The 20159-nt window shown below is 71.3% G+C and carries 17 protein-coding genes, 1 tRNA gene and 1 pseudogene; 12 read left to right on the top strand and 7 right to left on the bottom strand.

The features are described 5' to 3' along the window. Positions 1-373: 373 nt before the first annotated feature. A complete protein-coding gene (locus tag Sru01_RS29605; RefSeq protein ID WP_239137846.1) occupies positions 374-757 on the top strand; it encodes a hypothetical protein in 384 nt (127 codons plus the stop codon). A gap of 92 nt (positions 758-849) precedes the next feature. Then, entirely contained in the window at positions 850-1041 is a 192-nt protein-coding gene (locus Sru01_RS29600; protein WP_203992458.1) for a hypothetical protein, read from the top strand. 10 nt (positions 1042-1051) lie between these two features. On the opposite strand, the gene Sru01_RS29595 is transcribed toward Sru01_RS29600, so the two are convergent. Next, entirely contained in the window at positions 1052-2638 is a 1587-nt protein-coding gene (locus Sru01_RS29595) for a bifunctional 3'-5' exonuclease/DNA polymerase (RefSeq protein WP_203992456.1), read from the bottom strand. Between the two features lie 96 nt (positions 2639-2734). Here Sru01_RS29595 and Sru01_RS29590 point away from each other — a divergent pair, with 96 nt between their 5' ends. The 3 genes from Sru01_RS29590 to Sru01_RS29580 all read left to right on the top strand — a co-directional run bounded on the left by Sru01_RS29590 (position 2735) and on the right by Sru01_RS29580 (position 5032). After that, a complete protein-coding gene (locus Sru01_RS29590; RefSeq protein ID WP_203992454.1) occupies positions 2735-3547 on the top strand; it encodes a UbiA family prenyltransferase in 813 nt (270 codons plus the stop codon). A gap of 391 nt (positions 3548-3938) precedes the next feature. After that, the gene (locus Sru01_RS29585) at positions 3939-4427 is read left to right on the top strand and encodes a DUF3237 domain-containing protein (protein WP_203992452.1); all 489 of its coding nucleotides are present in this window, start codon (positions 3939-3941) and stop codon (positions 4425-4427) included. A 182-nt stretch (positions 4428-4609) separates the two neighbouring features. After that, on the top strand, positions 4610-5032 hold the full coding sequence (locus Sru01_RS29580) for a rhodanese-like domain-containing protein (RefSeq protein ID WP_203992450.1): 423 nt from the start codon (positions 4610-4612) through the stop codon (positions 5030-5032). Between the two features lie 358 nt (positions 5033-5390). Here the strand turns inward: Sru01_RS29580 and Sru01_RS29575 are convergent, their stop codons facing one another. Beyond that, positions 5391-8621: an AfsR/SARP family transcriptional regulator gene (locus Sru01_RS29575; protein WP_203992448.1), complete on the bottom strand. Its 3231-nt coding sequence runs from the start codon at positions 8619-8621 to the stop codon at positions 5391-5393. A gap of 195 nt (positions 8622-8816) precedes the next feature. Here Sru01_RS29575 and Sru01_RS29570 point away from each other — a divergent pair, with 195 nt between their 5' ends. The 6 genes from Sru01_RS29570 (at position 8817) to Sru01_RS29545 (ending at position 13681) form a co-directional block, all read left to right on the top strand. Continuing rightward, complete coding sequence (locus Sru01_RS29570; protein ID WP_203992445.1) at positions 8817-9437, top strand: NADPH-dependent FMN reductase; 621 nt, start codon at positions 8817-8819, stop codon at positions 9435-9437. A gap of 90 nt (positions 9438-9527) precedes the next feature. After that, positions 9528-10097, top strand: coding sequence for a dihydrofolate reductase family protein (locus Sru01_RS29565; protein ID WP_203992443.1), 570 nt, complete (start codon positions 9528-9530; stop codon positions 10095-10097). Between the two features lie 58 nt (positions 10098-10155). Next, complete coding sequence (locus tag Sru01_RS29560; RefSeq protein ID WP_239137845.1) at positions 10156-11436, top strand: helix-turn-helix domain-containing protein; 1281 nt, start codon at positions 10156-10158, stop codon at positions 11434-11436. 191 nt (positions 11437-11627) lie between these two features. Beyond that, entirely contained in the window at positions 11628-12413 is a 786-nt protein-coding gene (locus Sru01_RS29555) for a lipase family alpha/beta hydrolase (protein WP_203992440.1), read from the top strand. 1 nt (position 12414) lies between these two features. After that, positions 12415-12972 carry a maleylpyruvate isomerase family mycothiol-dependent enzyme gene (locus Sru01_RS29550; RefSeq protein WP_203992437.1) on the top strand — a complete coding sequence of 186 codons (558 nt, stop codon included), beginning with the start codon at positions 12415-12417 and terminating at the stop codon, positions 12970-12972. 205 nt (positions 12973-13177) lie between these two features. After that, positions 13178-13681: a hypothetical protein gene (locus tag Sru01_RS29545; protein WP_203992434.1), complete on the top strand. Its 504-nt coding sequence runs from the start codon at positions 13178-13180 to the stop codon at positions 13679-13681. 96 nt (positions 13682-13777) lie between these two features. Here the strand turns inward: Sru01_RS29545 and Sru01_RS29540 are convergent. From Sru01_RS29540 to Sru01_RS29520, 5 genes are all read right to left on the bottom strand, one after another. Continuing rightward, positions 13778-13854, bottom strand: a tRNA-Met gene (locus tag Sru01_RS29540). Between the two features lie 98 nt (positions 13855-13952). Beyond that, entirely contained in the window at positions 13953-16865 is a 2913-nt protein-coding gene (locus Sru01_RS29535; RefSeq protein ID WP_239137844.1) for a UPF0182 family membrane protein, read from the bottom strand. A 263-nt stretch (positions 16866-17128) separates the two neighbouring features. Further along, positions 17129-18175, bottom strand: coding sequence for a YlbL family protein (locus Sru01_RS29530; RefSeq protein ID WP_203992430.1), 1047 nt, complete (start codon positions 18173-18175; stop codon positions 17129-17131). 78 nt (positions 18176-18253) lie between these two features. Further along, entirely contained in the window at positions 18254-18679 is a 426-nt protein-coding gene (locus Sru01_RS29525) for a molybdenum cofactor biosynthesis protein MoaE (RefSeq protein ID WP_203992428.1), read from the bottom strand. A gap of 71 nt (positions 18680-18750) precedes the next feature. After that, complete coding sequence (locus Sru01_RS29520; RefSeq protein ID WP_203992426.1) at positions 18751-19821, bottom strand: NAD-dependent epimerase/dehydratase family protein; 1071 nt, start codon at positions 19819-19821, stop codon at positions 18751-18753. Between the two features lie 82 nt (positions 19822-19903). Between Sru01_RS29520 and Sru01_RS29515 the strand changes: the two are divergent. Beyond that, a pseudogene (locus Sru01_RS29515) lies at positions 19904-20159 on the top strand (zinc-dependent metalloprotease); the annotation flags it as partial.

Raw genomic sequence — 20159 nt, 5'->3', positions numbered from 1 at the left:
CCCCGCCCCGTCGCCAGGGCAACCCGTCTAATTTACCAAGCGACACGGAGTGCTTCGCACACGGCGCAGCGACCATGACGTTCAGGATCAGCCGGGAGTGCGGGCAGGCCGGACCCGGTGAAGATTCGTGGAACTCTCGGGACCTGGGCACCGCCCAACGAGGGAAAACTCTAGCAGCATCCCAGGAGTGCCTGAGGCCACTTCAGATCGCGGTAAACCTATCCAGCCTCTCAGCCATCCCAAGAGCGGGCGATGCGCACGGGGCACAAGCCACCGGCAAGTCATCCGCAATCGCTGGACGTTACGAAGAGGGTGCGGGGTCTCCGCAGGCACCATCCCGGTGCCCGGAGCGCCGCCCGTGGAGGTGGACATCATGACGCGGTCGGAGTTCGACGACATCCGTGCTCACATCGCGGCCGAGGAAGGCGATTCGGAGGATCTGCTGCAGATAGCCCGCACCTTGCTCGACGACCTGGAGCAGGCGCGGTTCCGCGAGGCGACGCTGCGCACCCGTTACCTGAGCCTGCTCAACGCGGCGCGGGCCGCCATCGTGGCGAGCGAGGAGGACACCCCCGACTCGCTGTCCCTCCTGCGGCACGAGCTGGCCAGGCGCGGCCAGCTCCCCCTGGGTGACGCCGGTGGTCTGACGGACTCCACCCTGGACGACATGCTGGACCGCCTGGAGAGCAGCCGCCGCCTGCGACCCGGGTCCCGGCTGCGCCGGTGCCCGAGCGCCATCCGCCGGCTCCCCCGCTGAGCGGCCTCCTGGCCGAATCGTGGCAGATCGCTCACAGGTTGCCATAGCGGTCTTTGCCCTGATCTAACGGCCGTCCTGGGAGACTGCCGGTCATGGTGACACGTGGGCTGAACTGGACGGCTGTCGCACTGGTAGGGGTGTTCAGCCTGCTGTGGCTGGGCGTGGTGGTGTTCGCCGCCACGTCCACCCCCGGATGGCTGCGAGCGGGGCAGGCACTCGCGAGCATCGCCCTGTTCGGCTGGGCGCTCCGCAGGTCGATGTCGCTGGTCAGATCGGCGATCTGAGCTCCGGCGACTACTTGGCGTCCGCGTAACAACGGACCGCGACAGCGGCCATCGGAATGCGGACCGGTGTCTGGCCGAAGATCAGCCTGGTCGCCTGCGCGGCGGTGCGGCCCACCACCTCCATCACTTCGGGAGCCAGCTCCTCCGGGCAGTGCACCATGACCTCGTCGTGCTGGAAGAAGACGAGCCTGGCCGGAGCGGGCAGCGCCCCGCGCAGCAGCGCCAGCAGGGTGAGCGCCCATTCCGCCGCGGTCGCCTGGACCACGAAGTTCCGGGTGAACCGGCCGCGGTCCCGGGCCGCCCGGGCCCCCTCGGGGCCGGAGACAAGGCTCAGCCAGCCGGATGACGGCGGGGGGCAGGTACGGCCGAGCCAGGAACGGACCAACCGGCCCTCCTCACCCGCCTTGGCGGCGTTCTCCACGAAGGCGTAGGCCTGCGGGAACCGCTGACGCATGACGGCGAGCAGCTTGGCGGCGTCCCCGCTGGTGCCGCCGTACATGGCGGACAGCATGGCGATCTTGGCGTTGTCCCGCGCGCCGCCGAAGGCCTGGGCCAGCGCGGCGTACAGGTCGATCTCCCCGGCCGCCCGCGCCAGCCCGCGATCGCCGGCCATGGCGGCCAGCACCCGGGGTTCCAGTTGCGCGGCGTCCGCGACGACCAGCCGCCACCCTTCGTCGGCCACCACCGCCCGGCGCATCACCTTGGGGATCTGCAGCGCGCCGCCGCCGCTCGTCGCCCATCGGCCGGACACCACGCCCGCCACCACGTACTCGGGATGGAACCGGCCGTCGCGGACCCACTGCTGCGCCCAGGCCCACCCGTGGAAGGAGTACAGCCGGGCCAGCTCCTTGTACGCGAGCAGCGGCGGTACCGCGGGATGCTCGAGCTGTTTCAGCACGTGGGAGCGCGTGGACGTCACGGTCAGCCCGGCCGAGCGGAACGCCTTGACGATCTGCTGCGGCGAGTCGGGGTTGATCTGGGCGCCGAAGGCCGCGCTCACCTGGTCGGCGAGCGCCTGAAGCCTGGCCGGGCGCATGCCGTGCACGGGGCGCGGGCCGAGCAGTTCGGTGAGCAGCGCGTCGTGCTCGGCCGAACTCCAGGGCATGCCGTCGTGGGCCATCTCCCCGGCCACCAGGGCACCCGCCGACTCCGCCGCCACCAGCAGGCGGAACCGGTCAGGGCGCTCGGTCGCCGCGATCCTGCGCAACTGGGCGGCGTAGATCCCCGGCACGTCCACCTGGGCCGGCTCGGGCTCGAAGAGCGTGTCCTGGACGGCGTGCGGGCCATGGGCGTCCTCCGGCACCGCCAGGCCGTGCAAACGCGCGTGCGCCGCCTCCGCCGAACGGGGCTCGCCGTACCGGCCCTCGTGGCCGAGCAGGAGCCCTTCGGTCAAGGTGAGGTCGTGACAGCGGGCCGGGCGCACACCACCGGCCAGCAGCGCCGGCAGCACCGTACGCGTGTCGGGCCAGATCCACCGGGGACCGGCGGTGCGCTCCAGCTCGCGGACCGCCGCCACCAGATCGGCGACCGGCCGCGGGCTCTCGCCGAGCGGCTGGATGGTGCCGCCGGCCGCGTCGGCCGTCACCGCGATCCGCATGGCACGACATTAGTCCAGCACCCCGACGTTCCTCGATCACAGGTTCGAGTGTGGTCGAAGTTGCGCCGGGGCCGGCCTGGCGTCGAGGCTGGGGCCATGCTTGCGTTGATCAGGGCCTGCCATCCCGGCCCGACCGCCGTCGTGACGGTGGCCTCCGCCGCGCTCGCCACCGGCGCGGGACGGGGGGCGGGCGGCGTCGTGCTGGTCACCGCGGCCGTACTCGCCGGCCAGCTGTCGATCGGATGGAGCAACGACTGGATCGACCGGGCGCGGGACCAGGAGATCGGCCGGACCGACAAGCCGCTCGCCGGGGACGGGACCTCCTCGCGGGCCGTGGCGGCCGCGGCGCTGGCCGCCCTGGCGTTGTGCGTGCCACTGTCGCTGGCCGCCGGGCTGCTCGCGGGGACGGTACATCTGGTCGCGGTCGGGTGCGGCTGGCTGTACAACGCGTGGCTGAAGGCCGGCTGGGCCTCGCCGCTGCCGTTCGCGGCGGCCTTCGGACTGCTGCCCGCGTTCGTCACCCTCGGGCTACCGGGGCAGCCATGGCCGGCATGGTGGGCGATGGCGGCCGGCGCCCTGCTGGGCACGGGCGCGCACTTCGCGAACGTGGTTCCCGACCTGCCGGACGACCTGGCGCTCGGGGTGCGCGGCCTGCCGCAGCGGCTCGGCCCCACCGGTGCGCGGGTCGGGGCCGCCGTGCTGCTGGTGGCCGCGTCCGTCGTGATCGCGCTGGCCCCCGGGCGGCCCGGCCCGCTGGGCGTGGGCGGCCTGGTCGCCGTCGCGCTCGCGCTGGCCGGCGGCCTGCTGCTCGCCCGCCGGTCGGTCCGCCGGGCGGCGTTCGCCGTCACCGTGGCGGTCGCGGTCATCGACCTGGCGATGTTCGCCGGCCAGGGCACCCGGCTGGTCTGAGCCGGGTCCCGGCGGCATGGACGACACCGGACGAAGATGGCCGGATCTCAGTGGTCGTTGTCTTCGGGAGGGCCCCGACCGGCGCCGGCAGGTGCTTACGATTTCGAGATGGCAGCTCATCGCGTCGCGGTCGTCGTGCCACGTGACTTCACGTTGTTCGAACCGGGGGTCGCCGTAGCGGCGTTCGCCTCCCCACGACCCGAGCATGGCGGTCGCACCGCACCGCGAGGGCGGGTAGGCGCGATTCATCATGACCCCAGGCGGCCGACGAGAGATCGATCTGGATCGGTCCCTGGAGGCCGGACTCGCGTGCCGGACAGGCCTCGTGACGCCGGCCTGCTCGACCGGTCGGCGGTACGCACGACGAACTCGATCGGATCGGAGATAAGAAATGGATACGACGACCACCATGAAGAGTCCTGCGCCGTTGGAGGGTGCGGATCTGGATTTCATGTGCTCCATCGAGGTGCGCTTCGGTGAGATCGCGACCGTCCGGACGCCGACCGGCACCCGGATGTTGTTCCCCGTGGTCGATGGGACGGTAGAGGGCCCCCGTCTGAGTGGTCGCCTCATTCCTGGGTCGATCGACTGGGTGACCGTGGGCTCCGACGGAATCGGCCGCATTGACGTACACGCCATGATCGCGACTCATGACGATGCCCTCATCGAGCTCACCGCGACCGGCAGGTCCGTACTCGGAGAGCACGCCGCGGGGTTCCTGGCCGGCGAAGAGGTGAGCGGACATGATGCTTACCTGCGGATTTCGCCGTTGTTCCAGACCACCGACCCGCGCTACTCGTGGGTGAACGGGCTCGTAACGGTCGCGCGCTGCGACCTCTCCCTCATGGGCATCCGATATCAGGTCTCATCCGTCCGCTGACGCGTAAGAGGCGCCCGGTGAGGTGGTCTCAGGGGGCCGTGTCTTCGACCCGCCTACCGATCGCCGTACGCCTCTCCATCGAACCCCGGGGCGACGCTCCACTCGACCGCTGGCCCGGCTTCATCGATGTATGGCCAAGAACAATCTCGGCCGATGCGGCTCAGGCGATTAGCTTCGTGTCCATGACCGGTCTCGATCTCTCCTCACCGCTCTCCGGCGCTCAGTTCTTCACCGCTCGTCTGGCCTTCCAGATCGATGTCTCCGACGTCCAAGCGGCACTCGCATCCGGAAATCCTGGGTTCATCCTGGTCGACACGCGCTCCCCAGAGGCCTGGCAGCAGGGCCGCATCCCGGGGGCCCGCCACATCCCCCGTGCCGAGCTTCCGACGGACCTCGACCCGGCCGTCCCGGTCGTGACCTACTGCTGGGGACCCGGTTGCAACGGTGCGACCAAGGCGGCGCTGGCTCTGGCCGAGCGTGGCTTCACCGTCCGCGAGATGATCGGGGGCATCGAGTACTGGATACGTGAAGGGTTCGCGGTGAACACCGAGAGCGGTCCCGTCACGCCGACGCCAGACCCGCTCACAGTCGTCTGCGGCTGCTGAGCACGATGCAGGGTCCCGGTGGTGGCGCTCTTCCTTGGCGCGGTGGTCCTGGGAGAGCGGATCAGCCCCACGGCGGTCGCCGGCGTGCTCGTGGTACTGGCGGGTGTCGGGTTGGCCGGTCGCGACGTTCAGAAGAACGCCGGCGGACTGGCCGGAACACCTGATCCGCCACGGACCTCGAGTCAGTGGCCGCGTGCGCAGACAATGCGATGCCTTCACGCCTGACACGAACACTCCGGCGCCCAGACGGTCGCGCCATATCCAGGGTGTCTGCCGGCCATCGCGCGGCCGATCGCCGGCGAACCGGCAGCGGGCGCGGCCCTGAGCGGGCGTGGGATCTTCGCTCACCGGGCCGCAGTCAGCGGTCGGGCGGGAACACGGCGGTGGCCAGCTCCCGGGTCTGGGCCAGGGTGAGCGAGCCGCCCTGGCCGAACTCGGCGGCGAAGCGCTCCTCACCGAGCCGGTCCCGCACCCGGCCGGTGATCCGGTCGATATCGGCGCGGTCCACTCCGGAGGAGGGCTGCGCGGCGGCGGCCCGGCCGGCGGCCGCGGCGCCGAGGAGGCGGGCCGCCACGTCGTTCCGGCCGGCCAGCGAGAGCGCGCCGGCCAGGCCGTCCAGGGCGATCGCCAGACCGCGCTCGGTGTCGAAGCAGGCGGCGGCGTCCAGCGCGGCCAGGTGCGCGGCGAACGAGGCGCGGGCGTCGCCGCGCGCCTCGGCGACGAAACCCAGCTCGGTCCGCACCAGCGGCAGGTACGGCGGCGGGGCGGCCGCCGCCTCCTCGGGAGGCGTGCGGCGGAGCAGGTCGTCCAGGTGGGCCTCGGCCAGGTCGACGCGGCCCTGCCTGCGGGCGGCGAAGGCGAGCCCGATGGTGGCGAAGATCTGCCCGGACTGGTGTCCCTGCTCGGTGGCCAGCCGCAGGGCCCGCTCGCACATCTCCAGCGCCGCGGCGTGGTCGCCGCGCTGGACGGCCAGCCAGCCGAGCCAGGACAGCCGGCCGGCGAACTCGGTCCACATGCCGAGCTCCTCGGCCATGCGCAGGCCGCCGCGGTGCAGTTCCTCGGCCCGGCCGAGGTCGCCGTCGATCTCGGCCAGGCCCGCCAGCCAGCCTCCGGCCTCGAGCTGCCCCCAAGGGTCGCCCAGCTCCTGGAACAGGTGCAGGCTGCGCTCGCCGTCGCGGCGCAGGGCGGGAAGGTCGCCGCGCACGTGGGCCAGCTTGGCGCGCGCGGCCAGCGCCGCGGCGATGCCCCAGCGGTCCCCGGCGGTCTCGAACGCCGGCAGCGCCCGGCCGAGCAGCTCCTCGGCGGCGGCGAGGTCGCCGAGGTCGGTCCGCGTGTAGGCGAGGAACCACTCGGCCCTGGCGCGCCCCAGCGGGTCGCCGGCGCCGTCGAAGGCGGCCAGCGCCGCCCGGCACCGATCCGGACGGCCGGCGGCGTCCCCCGCCAGGAAGGCGATGCCGGTGTCCCACGCCAGCGCACGGGCGCGCGCGGCGCCGTCCCCGCCGGGCAGCGCGAGCGCGGCGGCCAGGCTCCGGCGGGCCTCGCCGAGCCGGCCGCGCAGGAACCAGAACCACGCCAGCCCGTTCACCAGGCGCAGCGCGTCGTCGGCGGCGCCGTCGCGGACCGCGGCGTTGAGCGCGGCGCGCAGGTTGGCCGCCTCGGCGTCCAGCAGCCGCAGCCGGCGGTGCTGGCCGGGCCCGCGCAGCTCGGGTTCGGCCGCCGCGGCCAGGCGGGCGTAGTGGCGGCGGTGCCGGCGGCGCAGCTCGCCGGTCTCTCCGGCCTCCTGCAGCCGGTCGGCGCAGTACGCGGCCACCGACTCCAGCAGGCGGTAGCGCGGCCCGTCCGGGCCGGCGGCCCGCACGACCAGGGATCGGTCGACCAGCCGGGCGAGCAGGTCCAGCACGTCCAGGTCGGAGTCGTCGCCCGCGCAGACCGCCTCGGCGGCCTCCATGGTGCACCCGTCGGCGTGCACGGCGAGCCGGCGCAGCACGACGCGCTCGGCGGCGGTGAGCAGCTCCCAGCTCCAGTCGATCATCGCCAGCAGGGTGCGCTGGCGGGGCGGGGCGCCGCGGTGCCCGGCGGCCAGCAACCGGAAGCGGTCGTTCAGCCGGTCGACCAGGCCGTGCACACCGAGCGCCCGCACCCGGGTGGCGGCCAGTTCCAGGGCGAGCGGGATGCCGTCCAGCCGGCGGCACAGCACCGCGACGGCCGGGGCGGTGTCCTCGTCCAGCCGGAAGGTGCGGTCGGCGGCCGCGGCGCGGGCGGCGAACAACCGGACCGACGCGGTGCGCGCCAGCTCGTCCGGACCGGCCTCCGGGCCTGGGACCTCCAGCGGGGGAACGCTCCAGACCACCTCGCCGGGCAGGCCGAGCGGCTCCTGGCTGGTGGCGAGCACCCGGATGCCGGTGGTCTCCCGCAGCAGCCGGTCGGCCAGCTCGGCGACCGGTTCGACGACGTGCTCGCAGTTGTCCAGCAGGAGCAGCGCGCGCCGGGGGCGCAGCGCGGCCACCAGCCGGCCGGTGCCGTCGGGACTCTCGCCCGGCTCGGCGGCGTCCCGGACGCCCAGGACGGCCAGCACCGCCTCGGCCGGACCGGGCGCCGCGTGCTCGCCGGTCGTCGGCTCCAGGGCGGCCAGATCGACGAACCACACCCCGTCGGGGAAGGCGGCGGCGTCCCGGCGGGCCGCCTCGGCCGCCAGCCGCGTCTTGCCCACCCCGCCCGGCCCGGTGAGGGTGACCAGCCGGTCATGGTGCAGCCGGTCGCGGATGTCGTCCAGTGCGGCGTCCCGGCCGATGAGCCCGGTGACCGCCTCCGGCAGGTTGGTGACCGGCCGGGCCGGCGGCGGCGGCGCGGCGAGCGCCGGCTCCTGGGCGAGGATGGCCTGGTGCAGCGCCGCCAGCTCGGCGCCGGGGTCCAGGCCGAGCTCGTCGGCGAGCAGGGTGCGCAGCCGTTCGTAGCTGTCGAGGGCCTCGCTCTGCCGTCCGGACCGGTAGAGGGCCCGCATGTGCGCGGCACGCAGCCGCTCGCGCAGCGGGTGCTCGGCCAGCAGGTCGCCCAGCTCGGCGGCCAGCGCGGCGTGGTCGCCCAGTTCCAGCCGCGTCTCGGCCCAGTCCTCGAAGGCGGTCAGGCGCTGCTCGGCCAGCCGGGCCGCGGTGGCCTGGACGAACGGTTCGTCGGCGAAGTCGGCGAACGCCGGCCCCCGCCATCCGGCGAGGGCCTCGGCCAGCCGGGCGGCGCGGTCGCGGGGATCGGCGGCACGGGCCGCCTCGGCCAGCAGGCCGGCGAACCGGTCACCGTCGGTCTCGGCCTTCAGCAGGTAACCGGCCGGGTGGTGCTCGACCAGCTCGCGCGCGCCCGGTTCGGCGTCCTCCAGCACCCGGCGCAGCTGCGACACCTTGGCCGACAGGGCGGCGGGCGGGTTGCCGGGCGGGTCGTCGCCCCACAGATCGTCGATCAACCGGTCGGCGGGCACCGGCCGTCCCTGGTGGACCAGAAGATCGGCCAGCAGGGCCCGGACCTTGAGCCCGGGCACCGGCACCAGCGTGCCGTCCGCCGTCCACACCGCCAGCGGCCCCAGCACCCCGAAACGCATGGACGCCACCATAACCGCTTGTCAGCGGGCATCGAAGAGGATCCGTAAACGAGCGCGAAAGATGCCGTAAACGGCACCGGGCAAGGTATGGGCATCGACAGCGCGAGGGAACGGAGGGCCGGAAATGCCGGAGAGTCGGCGGCGACCAGCGGGAGCACCTCCGGTGCGCGGCCGGGGTGCCGGGCGGGTGGCCCGATGAGCGAGACGGCCGGACCTGGTGGACCGGGCACCGAGCGGCTGCGGGTGGCGGTCATCATCGGAAGCACCCGCAGCGGCCGGTTCGGCGCCACGGTGGCCGGCTGGCTGACCGCCCGGGCCCGCCGGCGGGGTGATCTGGACGTCGACCTGGTCGATCTGGCCGACGCCCGGCTGCCGGACACCCTGGGCGACCACGACGAGCCCCGGCCACCGGCGGTACGCGCCCTGGCACCCCGGCTCGCCGCGGCGGACGCGTTCGCCGTGGTGACACCGGAGTACAACCGCAGCTTCCCCGCCCCGTTGAAGACCGCGATCGACTGGTACTACGAGGAGTGGCACGCCAAGCCGGTGACGTTCGTGGCCTACGGCCGGGAGTCGGGCGGCCTGCACGCCATCGAGCAGCTGCGGCAGGTCTTCACCGAGGTGCACGCGGTGGCGATCCACGGCGCGGTCAGCCTGCCGTGCTACTGGAACCTCTTCACCGCGGACGGCGGCTGGCCCAAGCCGGGCGCCGACTGCCACGCCGCGCTGGCCTCCGCGCTGGACCAGCTGACCTGGTGGGCACGCGCCCTCCGGGACGCCCGGGCCACCCGGCCCTATCCTCTGGCCCCGCGCTGAATACCGTTCCATCCGGTCTGCCCCGATATTTCCCCTCGATCCGCGGCCGAGCACGTCCGCGCGACACACCCCTGAGAAGGAACACACATCATGCGCAAGATCATCACCTCCACCTTCGTCACCCTCGACGGCTTCATCGACGACCCGCACCTGTGGGCCATGCAGTACTCCGACGAACAGGGCCAGGCGCGTTCCATGGCGCTGGTCCAGGAGAGCGACGCGCTGCTGCTCGGCCGGGTCACCTACGAGGGCATGGCCCAGGCCTGGCCGGCCATGGGCGGCAACCCCTACGCCGACCGGGTGAACTCGATGCCCAAGTACGTGGTGTCCTCCACGTTGGAGAAGGCCGAGTGGGAGAACTCCACCATCATCCCCGGCAAGGACCTGGTCGCCGAGGTCACCGCGCTGAAGAACCAGCCGGGCGGCGACATCCTGGTCTGGGGATGCGGCCGGCTCACCGACGACCTGATGGCGCACGGCCTGCTGGACGAGTACCTGCTGTGGGTCTACCCGGTCATCAAGGGCGGCGGCGAGCGGGTGTTCCGCGAGGGCGTCCAGGCGACGCTGGAGCTCACCGGCAACACCACGTTCTCCACCGGCGCCATCCTGCTCGCCTACCGCCCGCTGAACGCCACCGGGGAGGCCCCGGCGGCCGGCTGAACCGGATGCCACGAAGAAGGCCCCTGGCCGCCGGTCTCCGGCGGCCAGGGGCTCGAGCGTGGGTGTTGATCGGGCCGCCGCCATCACGGCGCCGAAGCTCGGCCGGCACTCCGACGGTGACCGCGATCGCCGACGGCGAGAGGATGCGCGGATGGCGCGATCCCAGCGGTCGTTGTCTTTCGGCAGTACTTCACCGGCGCTCGCCGGTATCTACGATCGACACATGTCAGCTCATCGTGTCGCGGTCGTCGTGCCACGTGACTTCACGTTGTTCGAACTGGGAGTCGCCGTGGAGGCGTTCGCCTTCCCACGACCCGAGCTCGGGATCGAGTGGTACGACGTAAGCGTCTGCACCGCCGAGCCGGGAAAGGCCGTGGCGATGGGCGGACTGTTCGGCGCACGGATCGACCATGGCATCGAGGCGATCGATGCGGCCCAAACGGTGATCGTTCCACAGGCGGATCGCATCGACCGCCCGGCGGAGCCAGAGGTTCTCGACGCGATCCGCCGCGCATACGAACGTGGCGCGCGCCTCGTCTCCTACTGCAGCGGCGCGTTCGTTCTGGCCGCCGCAGGAGTCCTGGACGGGCGTCATGCGACGACCCACTGGAAGTACACCAAAAGACTGGCAGAGATGTATCCGCTGGTGAAGGTCGATTCAGATGCTCTTTATGTCGACGGCGGCCAGGTGCTCACCTCGGCGGGCACCGCGGCCGGAATCGATCTGAGCCTGCACATCATCGGCCAAGACCACGGCGCTCGCGTCGCCAGGCACCTGGCACGGGTGATGGTGGTCGCACCGCACCGCGAGGGTGGGCAAGCGCAGTTCATCATGACCCCCATGCCGGAGCCGGATCACGAACCCGATGGCATCAGCCGCGCCATGCAGTACGCACTGGGAAACCTTGATGCCGACATGAACCTCCACGACCTGTCATCGATCGCATTCATGTCATCGAGGAACTTCTCACGGCGGTTCCGTGAAGTGACGGGAACAACGCCGATGAAGTGGCTGAACCATCAGCGTCTCACCAAGGTGCGGGAACTTCTGGAGGAGACGGACATGCCCATCGAGCGCATCGCCCTGCAGACCGGTTTCGGGAGTGTGGTCACGCTTCGGCAGCGCTTCAGCCAGCGCCTTCGGACTTCGCCATCGGCCTACCGCCGGGCGTTCCAGTCGGGCGGACTCGGTGAGGTCGACAAATTCGACACATCGGCGCGCGCAGCCGCTGAGACCGACGCCGGCTGGTTGCCCGAGAGTCTGAGCGAATGGATCGGCCTCCCCGCGCACCGGGCGGGGCACCCGAGCGCCGAGGGCGATACCGCCCGCGCCGGGTAGACGCCGAGATCTACTCCACCGACCAAACCTCGCACCGCCGGGTGATGACGAGCCTGGCACGGTGTGAGTGGCCACGCGTGTTCGAGGGCCGTCTCGGCCGAAGGTCGCGGATTCTTCAACGCCGAGGTCAAGCATGAGTTCGACCGGACGCCGAGGTGTTTCACCCGGCGGGGATTTCAAGGGGGACCGCTTTGAGTTCGGAGACGGGTCAACGGCGAGTCGTACTGGTCCACGGCGCGTGGCACGGAGCATGGGCGTGGGCCCCTGTTGCCGACGCCCTCCGCGACTCCGGGCACGAAGTCGTCGCCGTTGACCTGCCCGGGGCGGACGGGAACGTCGACACGACGCTGCGCGACCAGGTGAGGGCGGTCGCGGACGCGCTGGCGGACTCGCCCGCGGAAGGCTCCCTGGTGGTCGCCCACAGCCACGGCGGGCTGGTCGCCCAGGAGGCCGCTTCGGTGTTTCCAGGCCGCGTCGCCGGTGTCATCGGCGTCGACGCCTGGTTCGCCCCGGACCGAGGAACGTTCCTGGAGGTGGTGCCCTCCTGGATGGCCGAGCTGATCGAGGCGAGTGTCATTCATCGACGCGGGTCCGGTTACGTACCGGTTCCTCCGGCGGCCATGTTCGGTATCGAAGATCCTGCCCTTGCCGCTCGCGTCACCCCCCGCCTCAGGGCTCAACCGTTCGCGACATTCACTGGGATGGTCTCGGGGTTCTCCCTCGCCGAGGCGAACATCCCCGGGATCGGAATAGTGTGCGAGCCGCGCACTCTTCCATTCGACCGGCTGGCTGCGGATCAGGGTTTGGAGATCTGGCCGATCACCTCCGGCCACGACGTGATGCTGCTCAAGACCGCGGAGTTCACGGACATGCTCACGACCGCGATCGCGCATCTGGAGTCGGCGGAATCAAGGATCGACCGCGTTCCAGCGTCGATGTCCTGGGTCGAGCAGCCGCCGAAGATCATGGAGACCTGAGTTGCTGGACTTCGACAGGGCGTTGCGGCTCGATGAGACGGCTCTCGAGCTGGTGAGCGACGCCATCGGTGACCTCACACCCTCCGCATGGTCACGTCCGACACCGTGCGACGGATGGTCGGTACGTGACCTGGTGGAGCACATGACCGCCGAGCACCTCGCGATCTGCGGTGGCACCCGCCCGGACGGCGGCCCCGCTTCCGCTTTCAAGGTGGTCGCTGGACGCTGGCTCGGATACTTCGCAGGCCGGGCGACGTCGACGGTGTTCATCCCGTCCCTGCGGTCACGGCAAAGTACCCGGACCGTCCTTGCCGTGCACCTGGCTGACATGGTCGTACACCGGTGGGACCTGGCCGCCGCACTCGGCCAGGAGCTCGAGCCACCTGACGAGCTTCTCCAGGCCGCGCAAGCCGTGGCGACGTTCGTGACAGACCCGGCCGGCCCGCTGGTCGGCGAGGACCGAGCATATCGCGCGGCATTGCCAGAGGTCGGCGGCGACCGGCCCATCGACGCGCTGATCCGCCGGTACGGACGGGATCCACGGTGGCGGGCGCCGTGAACATCAGCGGTCCGTTGCCGGAATGTTCCACTGCTCCCACTCACCGCCGACGCCCGTCAGGAAAACGACGTCGAGTTCTTCCACGCCTTACGTTCCAGCCGGAGAGGAGTTCGAGATCGAGCACTCGCCGCGTGCAATGGAACGTCAAGGGCCTTGAAAGCGGCCGGGTGCACACTGCTGCCAGTTCACGAGAAAAGGAACCCACATGGCCGCTCGCACCCTCACCGGTATCGCCCTGGTCGCAGGCATCCTCGCCCTCACCCCCTTGGCCGCCGACGCCGCCACCGTCGACGCAGGGACCGCCGGCGCCGTCTCGGCCCAGACCGCCGCGGCCCGGCAATGGGGCACCTACTACGCACCCGGCCGCAGGGCGAAGGCGTACGGCACGCTGTGGGCGGCCCCGAAGGACGACCCGAGCCGGCCCACCTCCCTGGCGAAGGTCAAGGGCAAGGTCTTCGACCGCACCCGCACCGGTTCGGCCTGCGGATGGGCCGTCTTCCGCATCTCCTACCGCGACGGCTCCAACGCCCCGCACACGTTCCGCACCTTCACCAACTGCAAGTACGGCAAGGCCAAGAAGTTCTCCTTCGACTTCAAGAACGTCTACCAGGTGGAACTCAAGGTCTGCGCCGAGCCCAGGGCCGCCAAGCCCTCCCTGAACTGCCTCTACGCCGGCACCTGGAAGAACCTGTACACCTACTTCGAGTAGGACGGCCTTCGAGTAGAACGGCGCCAGGGAGGACGACCCTCTGCACGAACGACGAAGGCCCTGGTCTCCGGCGAACCGGAGACCAGGGCCTTCGACTGGTAGCGGGGGCAGGATTTGAACCTGCGACCTCTGGGTTATGAGCCCAGCGAGCTACCGAGCTGCTCCACCCCGCGTCGACTTCCTTTACAGATTATCGGCCCAGGCCGGGTGGTGCAAATCGGGGGCGGCGCGTCGGGCACGGGCCGGCGATGACCGGCCCGTGCCCGGCACGTCATGAACTCGACGTGGGCGACGGCGACGGGGCCGGGGTGGCCGGCGGCGTGCTGGTGGCGGACGCCGGGTTCGGCGTGGGCGTCGGCGCGGCCGACGGGCCCGCCTTCTGCTTGGCCAGCGCCGACTCCAGGTCCTGCAACGCCTGGGCGAGCCGCTTCTGTGCTTCGCCGTAGGCGGTGAAGTCGCCCGCCTTCAGCGCCTGCTGACCCTCGTCGTACGCCTTCTGCGCCGCGTCCAATGCCTGGGTGACGTCCGGCGCCACCGCCGGCGTGCCAGGTTTGTCGGGCGGCGTGGTGTTCTGGCCGGTGTCCCCCTGCCCCTGGCCGAAGACCTGGTCGAGAGCGTCCTTCAGCGTGGTGCCGATACCCACGTCGGAGCCGAACATCACCAGCACCCGGGCCAGCGTCGGATAGCGCGCGGAGTTCTGCACCTTGGGCTGGACGTACACCGGCTCGACGTACAGCAGGCCGCCACCGAACGGCAGGGTGAGCAGGTTGCCGTTCAGCGTCTCGGTCGTGCCGCCGATGCGCAGCTCGTTCAGGACGCTGGCCGCCTTGGTGTCGAAGGTGTTCTGCGCCTGTTTCGGGCCGGGGATGGTGGTGTCGCTGGGCAGCTGCAGGATGCGGATGGCCGCGTTCGCGTCGGCGGTGGCGTCCACCGCCATGAACGCCGCCAGGTTGTCCCGGTTGTTCGGCACCATGGTGGTGGTGAGCGTGAACCGCGGCTCGGTGGACGCGGCGCCGGGCATCTTCAACGTGATGTAGTACGGCGGCTGCTTGGTCTTCGAGCTCGCCGGGTCCTCCGGGACCTTCCAGAAGTCCTGGCCGCCGTAGAAGGCGTTGGAGTCGGTGACGTGGTACTGGCCGAGGATGTCGCGCTGCACCTTGAAGAGGTCCTCGGGGTAGCGCAAGTGCTCCATCAGCTGCGGTGAGATGTCCGCCTTGGGACGGATGACGGAGCCGAAGGCCCTCCGCCAGGTGTTCAGCAGCGGATCGTTCTCGTCCCAGGCGTAGAGCGACACCGTTCCGTCGTAGGCGTCGACGGTGGCCTTCACCGAGTTGCGGATGTAGTTGATCTGGTCACGGGGCTGCGGCGCGGAGAGCAGGCGGTCGGTGGAGGTGTCGCGGGTCATGTCACCGAAGCCGCGCCGCTCGGAGTACGGGTAGTCCTCCGACATGGTGTAGCCGTCGACGATCCACAGGATGCGGCCGTTGACGATCGCGGGATAGGGGTCGCCGTCCAGGGTGAGGAACGGGGCGACCTGCTGCACGCGATCACGCGGGTCACGGTTGTACAGGATGCGGGACTTGCTGTTGATGTCGGAGGACAGCAGCAGGTTCGCCTCGCCGTACTTGCCGGCGTACAGCAGGCGGGTGAAGAAGTTGCCGACGGGCACACCGCCCTTGCCGGTGTAGGTGGTGTTCTCCTGCCCGCTGCCCTGGCCGCCGCTCTCCGGGAAGTCGAGCTCGATCTTCTTGTCGCCGCCCACGATGGAGTACTCCGGGGAGTTCTCGCCGAAGTAGATGCGCGGCTCGAACCGCCCCAGCCCGTCGGTCGGCGGGATGTCCTTGACGATGAAGTCGGGCTTGCCCTGCCCGTCGATGCGGCTGCCGGGGCTGGCCACGAAGCCGAATCCGTGGGTGTAGACCAGGTGGTCGTTGATCCAGTTGCGGTCCGGCGGCAGGCCGATCTCGCGGACGGCGACGACCGTGTCGCGCGACACCCCGTCGACCTTGTAACGGTCGACGTCCAGCTGCGGCGGGAACTGGTAGTAGCCCTTGATCTGCTGGAGCTGCTCGAAGGTGGGCGACACCACCGACGGGTCGAGCAGCCGGACGCCCGGAATGGTGGACGCCTCGCTCTGCAGCTCCTGCTGGGTGCCCTGGGTCTTCGCGCCGTACTGGGTGACCTGGGCGTTCGCCACTCCGTACGCGTCTCTGGTCGCGACGATGTTGCGGTGGATGAACTCCTGCTCCTTGCTCTGCTGGTTCGGCTTGACCTGGAACTGCTCGACCAGCGTCGGGTAGACGCTGCCGACCAGCACGGCGGACAGCACGAGCAGGCCGAGGCTGACGCCGGGCAGCATGCCCCCGGGCCGCACCACGCCGGCGAAGAAGAGCGCGGCGCAGATCAGCGCGATGACGGCGAGGATGCTCTTGGCCGGGATGACGGCGTTGACGTCGGTGTAGGAGGCGCCGAAGACCTTGCCGCGATTGGAGAAGACCAGCCCGAACTTGTCGGTCCAGTAGGCCACCGCCTTGAGCAGCACGAAGAAGCCGACCAGCGCGGAGAGGTGGATCCGTGCCGCGCGGGTGGCGTGCAGGCCGGGCGACTGCAGGCGGAAGCCGCCGTAGACGTAGTGGACGATCGCCGCCAGGACGATCGAGATGATCACCGCGGTGAACAGGAAGTTCAGCCCCATCCGGATGAACGGATAGGTGAACATGAAGAACGACACGTCCATGCCGAACTGCGGGTCGGTCTTCCCGAACGGAGTGCCGTTCAAGAACAGCAGCCAGGTCTTCCACTGCCCGGCCATCGAGGAGCCGGTGAACAGGCCGAGCACCACCAGCCCGGCGATGAAGATCACTTTGCGGTGCGGGTCGACGGCCGCGCGGTAGCGGTCGGCGCCGCCCTGCGCGCCGCCGCCGAACATGCCGATGCCGAACAGCGGGCGTACCCGGTAGGCGATCATCATGTTGCCGCCGACGATCGCCGCCATGAGCAGGGCCCCGAGGGCGAACAGCAGCAGCTGGGTCACCAGCATGGTGGAGAAGACCGAGGTGTAGCCGACCGAGTCGAACCACAGCCAGTCGGTGAAGATGCCGGCGAAGATGAAGAACAGGATGACGAGCGCCACCAGGGCGATCGCCACGGGCACCAGCAGCCGCGGCCGGCGGGGCAAACGCATCGCCCGACCCGCGCCGGGGTTCCGGAAGGTCAAGGCCCACCCCTAGATTTCACGAGTAACGGTCCGTGTCTGGCAACCTACACCGGCGATGAAGTGGTCACGCCCCGTGCCCCGGACATCGCCGGGAGGCCGCCCGCGGCCGGGGGGCCGGCAACGTGCCGCGGAGCGCGAGCGGCACCGCCGGGCCGGCCGCACGCGTACAGGTGGCCCAACGCGCCGGGCCCGCCGCGGGTTCCCCGGACCCGCCGGACGTTCGGCCGGCCTCACCGCGCCGCGCAGGCCGGGACGGCGCCCTGACCGGTCCGCAGCGCGTCGATCGCCCGGACGGCCTCGCTCATGGTGGTGACCTTGACCAGGCGCAGGCCGTCGGGCGCGGACGGGACGGCGTCGTCGCAGTTGTCGCCCGGGGTGAGGAAGATCGTGGCGCCGGCCCGGCGGGCGCCGACCATCTTCTGCTGGATGCCGCCGATCGGGCCGACCTTGCCGTCGGCGGTGATGGTGCCGGTGCCGGCGATGGACTTCCCACCGGTCAGCGGGCCGGGCGTGAGCTTGTCGTAGATGCCGAGGGCGAACATCAGCCCGGCGCTCGGGCCGCCCACCTCACCGGGGTTGACGGTGACCTTGAACGGGAAGGTGAACCGCGGGTTGCCCATCATCACCCCCACGATGGGGCCGTCCTTGCCGGCCACGGTGCCGAGCCGGACGGTCATCGGCCTGCCGTCGCGCACGAACCCGATCTCGACCTGTTCGCCGGGCTTGTGGCGGCGAACCGCGGCCGAAACCTCCTCCACGCTCCGCACCGGCGCGCCGTCGATCTCGGTGATTCCGTCGCCCGCCTTGAGCTTGCCGTCGGCGGGCCGGCCCTGCTGGGTGGAGGCGACCGGCACGACGGCCTCGACGGGGATCTTCAGCTCGGTCAGCGCCGCGGCGGTGGCGTCCTGCTGGGAGCCGGTCATCTCCTGGGTGTTCTGCTGCTCGACCTCCTTGACGCTCACCGACCTGGGGAAGATCGTCTCCTCCGGGACCACGGCGACCGTCGGGTCCATCCACCCCCGCAGCGCGGTGAGCAGGTCGATGCGGGCGCCCGGCCCGCCCTGGTAGGCGACGGTGACCAGGCTGAGCTTGCCCGATGTGGGATAGGTCTGGTGGCCCGAGATCGTGATGACCGGCTTGCCCTTGAGGTCGCCCAGGGTGTTCTCCGTGGGGCCGGGACTCAGCGCGACGTAGGGGACCGGCAGCAACGCGCCGACGGTGCCGAGCGCGAGTGTCAGGACGCCCGCCATCATCAAGGTCAAACCGCGTCGGGACATGGGGGAAACTCTATGCGGTCACCGCTGCCGTCCCACCGGTGACACACGCCCCGGGTGGGCGCCGGCGGCGGACGTCCGTCAGCCGCAGGCGCCGACCCACTCGGCCGAGCCGTCGGCGAACCTCTGATGCTTCCAGATCGGCACCTCGCGCTTGAGGTCGTCGATCAACCGGCGGGAGGCCTCGAAGGCCTCGCCGCGGTGCGGCGCCGCCACGGCCACGATCACCGCGATGTCGCCGAGCCGGAGGTCACCGACCCGGTGCACCGCGGCGAGCGCGGTCAGCGGGAAGTCCGCGGCGACCTTCTCCGCCACCCGCCGCAGCTCCGCCTCCGCGCTCGGGTGGGCCGAGTACGACAGCGCCGCCACCGGCTCCCCGTGGTCGTGGTCGCGCACGGTGCCCACGAACAGCGTGGTGCCGCCGGCGGCGTGGTCGCCCACGGCGTCCAGGACCTCCGGGACGGACAGCGGGGTGTCACGAATGCCCAGCAATCGGATGGCGCTCACCCCACGAGATTACCGCCGCGGCCCGCGATGCCGGCGCGGCTTGCGGGGTCACCCCTGCCCGCCGGGACGGGTCAGGTACGGCGCTTGCGGCGGGCCCGGCGGACGATGGCGGCGGTGCCGATCACCGCGACGGTGGCACCGGCGGCAGTGAGCGTGGCCTCCTTGCCCGGCAGGCGGCGGCCGACCACCGCGTGCCGGCCCTCGCGCAACTCCAGCAGCCTGAGCAGGGCGGCCTCGTTCGTCCAGGCCGGCTTCCAGCCGGCGGCGCGCAGCGCGGCGCAGTCGACCACCCACGGGTAGACCACGTAGTGCAGGTCGGTCGCGGGCGCGGGCGTGATGCCGAGCCGGTGCAGCCGCTGGGCGGTGCCGAAGGTCAGCCCGGCCGGCAGTTCGAAGCGCCGCAGCCCTGAGAGCTCCTCGACCTGGTCCATCTCCAGCCATCCGTCGCAGCCCACGGTGACCACTCCGCTCACCTGGCCGAGCGCGGCCAGTTCCAGGGCGGACATCAGGTCGTCGACGTGACAGAACTGCCAGCGCGGCGCCGAACCCTTGACGGTGAGCAGCCGGGGCGCCTCGAAGTGGCGGGTGATCACGGTGTCCACGCCTGGGCCCACCACGGCGGCCGGCCGCAGCACGGTCACCTCCAGCCCTGGGTGGCTGCGCAGGCTCCGGCGCACCAGGGCCTCGATCTCCAGCTGGTCCCCCACGAACCCGGAGTCGGGTTCGGCGGCGACCGGGGCGTCCTCCGGCAGCGGCACGGGGTTGTCGGCCGTGGCTCCGTAGACCATGGCACTGGTCACCAGGACCACCCGCCGAACCCGGGCCGCGGCCGAGGCCGTCAGCACGGTCTGCGCCGCGCGCAGGTTGTAGGCGCGGCGCTCGCCCTGGTCACCGTCCAGCGCGTAGTCGGTGGCCAGATGGACCAGCACGTCGACATCGGAGATGCGGTTCGCCAAGAGCGGATCGCGGACGTCGAGCACCCGCCAGGTGACGTCGGGGACGTCGCCACGGTGGTCGTCGATGGCCACGACGCGGCGGAAATCCGCAGACGAGGCCACCCGGGAGAGGAACTCTCTCCCCAGGCCGGCGGCCGCGCCGGTGACGGCGACGACCGGTGGCCGGACGCGTTTCGAGGTAGGCACGAGGTCCTCACTTTGCACTGATCCGCCCTGCGACGGATAACGTGGCGGATGTGGACTCCTCCATCCTGCACGAGGTAGCGCGGTGACTGACCTGCCAGGTCGCGAAAACGACCCCAACGAGAACCCCTTCGCGATGTTCGGCGATCCGGAGCAGATGGCGGCGGCGATGCGCCAGTTCGCCGACATGCTGTCCGCGCCGGCCGGCTCGGGCCCGGTCAACTGGGACACCGCCAAGAACATCGCCCGGCACGCCGTGGTCGCCGCCGGCGATCCGAGCGTCATGGAAGGCGAGCGGCGGCAGATCGTCGAGGCGCTACGCCTGGCCGACCTGTGGCTCA

Source organism: Sphaerisporangium rufum, assembly GCF_016863395.1.
GTDB lineage: Bacteria > Actinomycetota > Actinomycetes > Streptosporangiales > Streptosporangiaceae > Sphaerisporangium > Sphaerisporangium rufum.
Note: the sequence above shows the minus strand (reverse complement) of the source record. Positions and strands in the feature narration are given on the sequence as shown.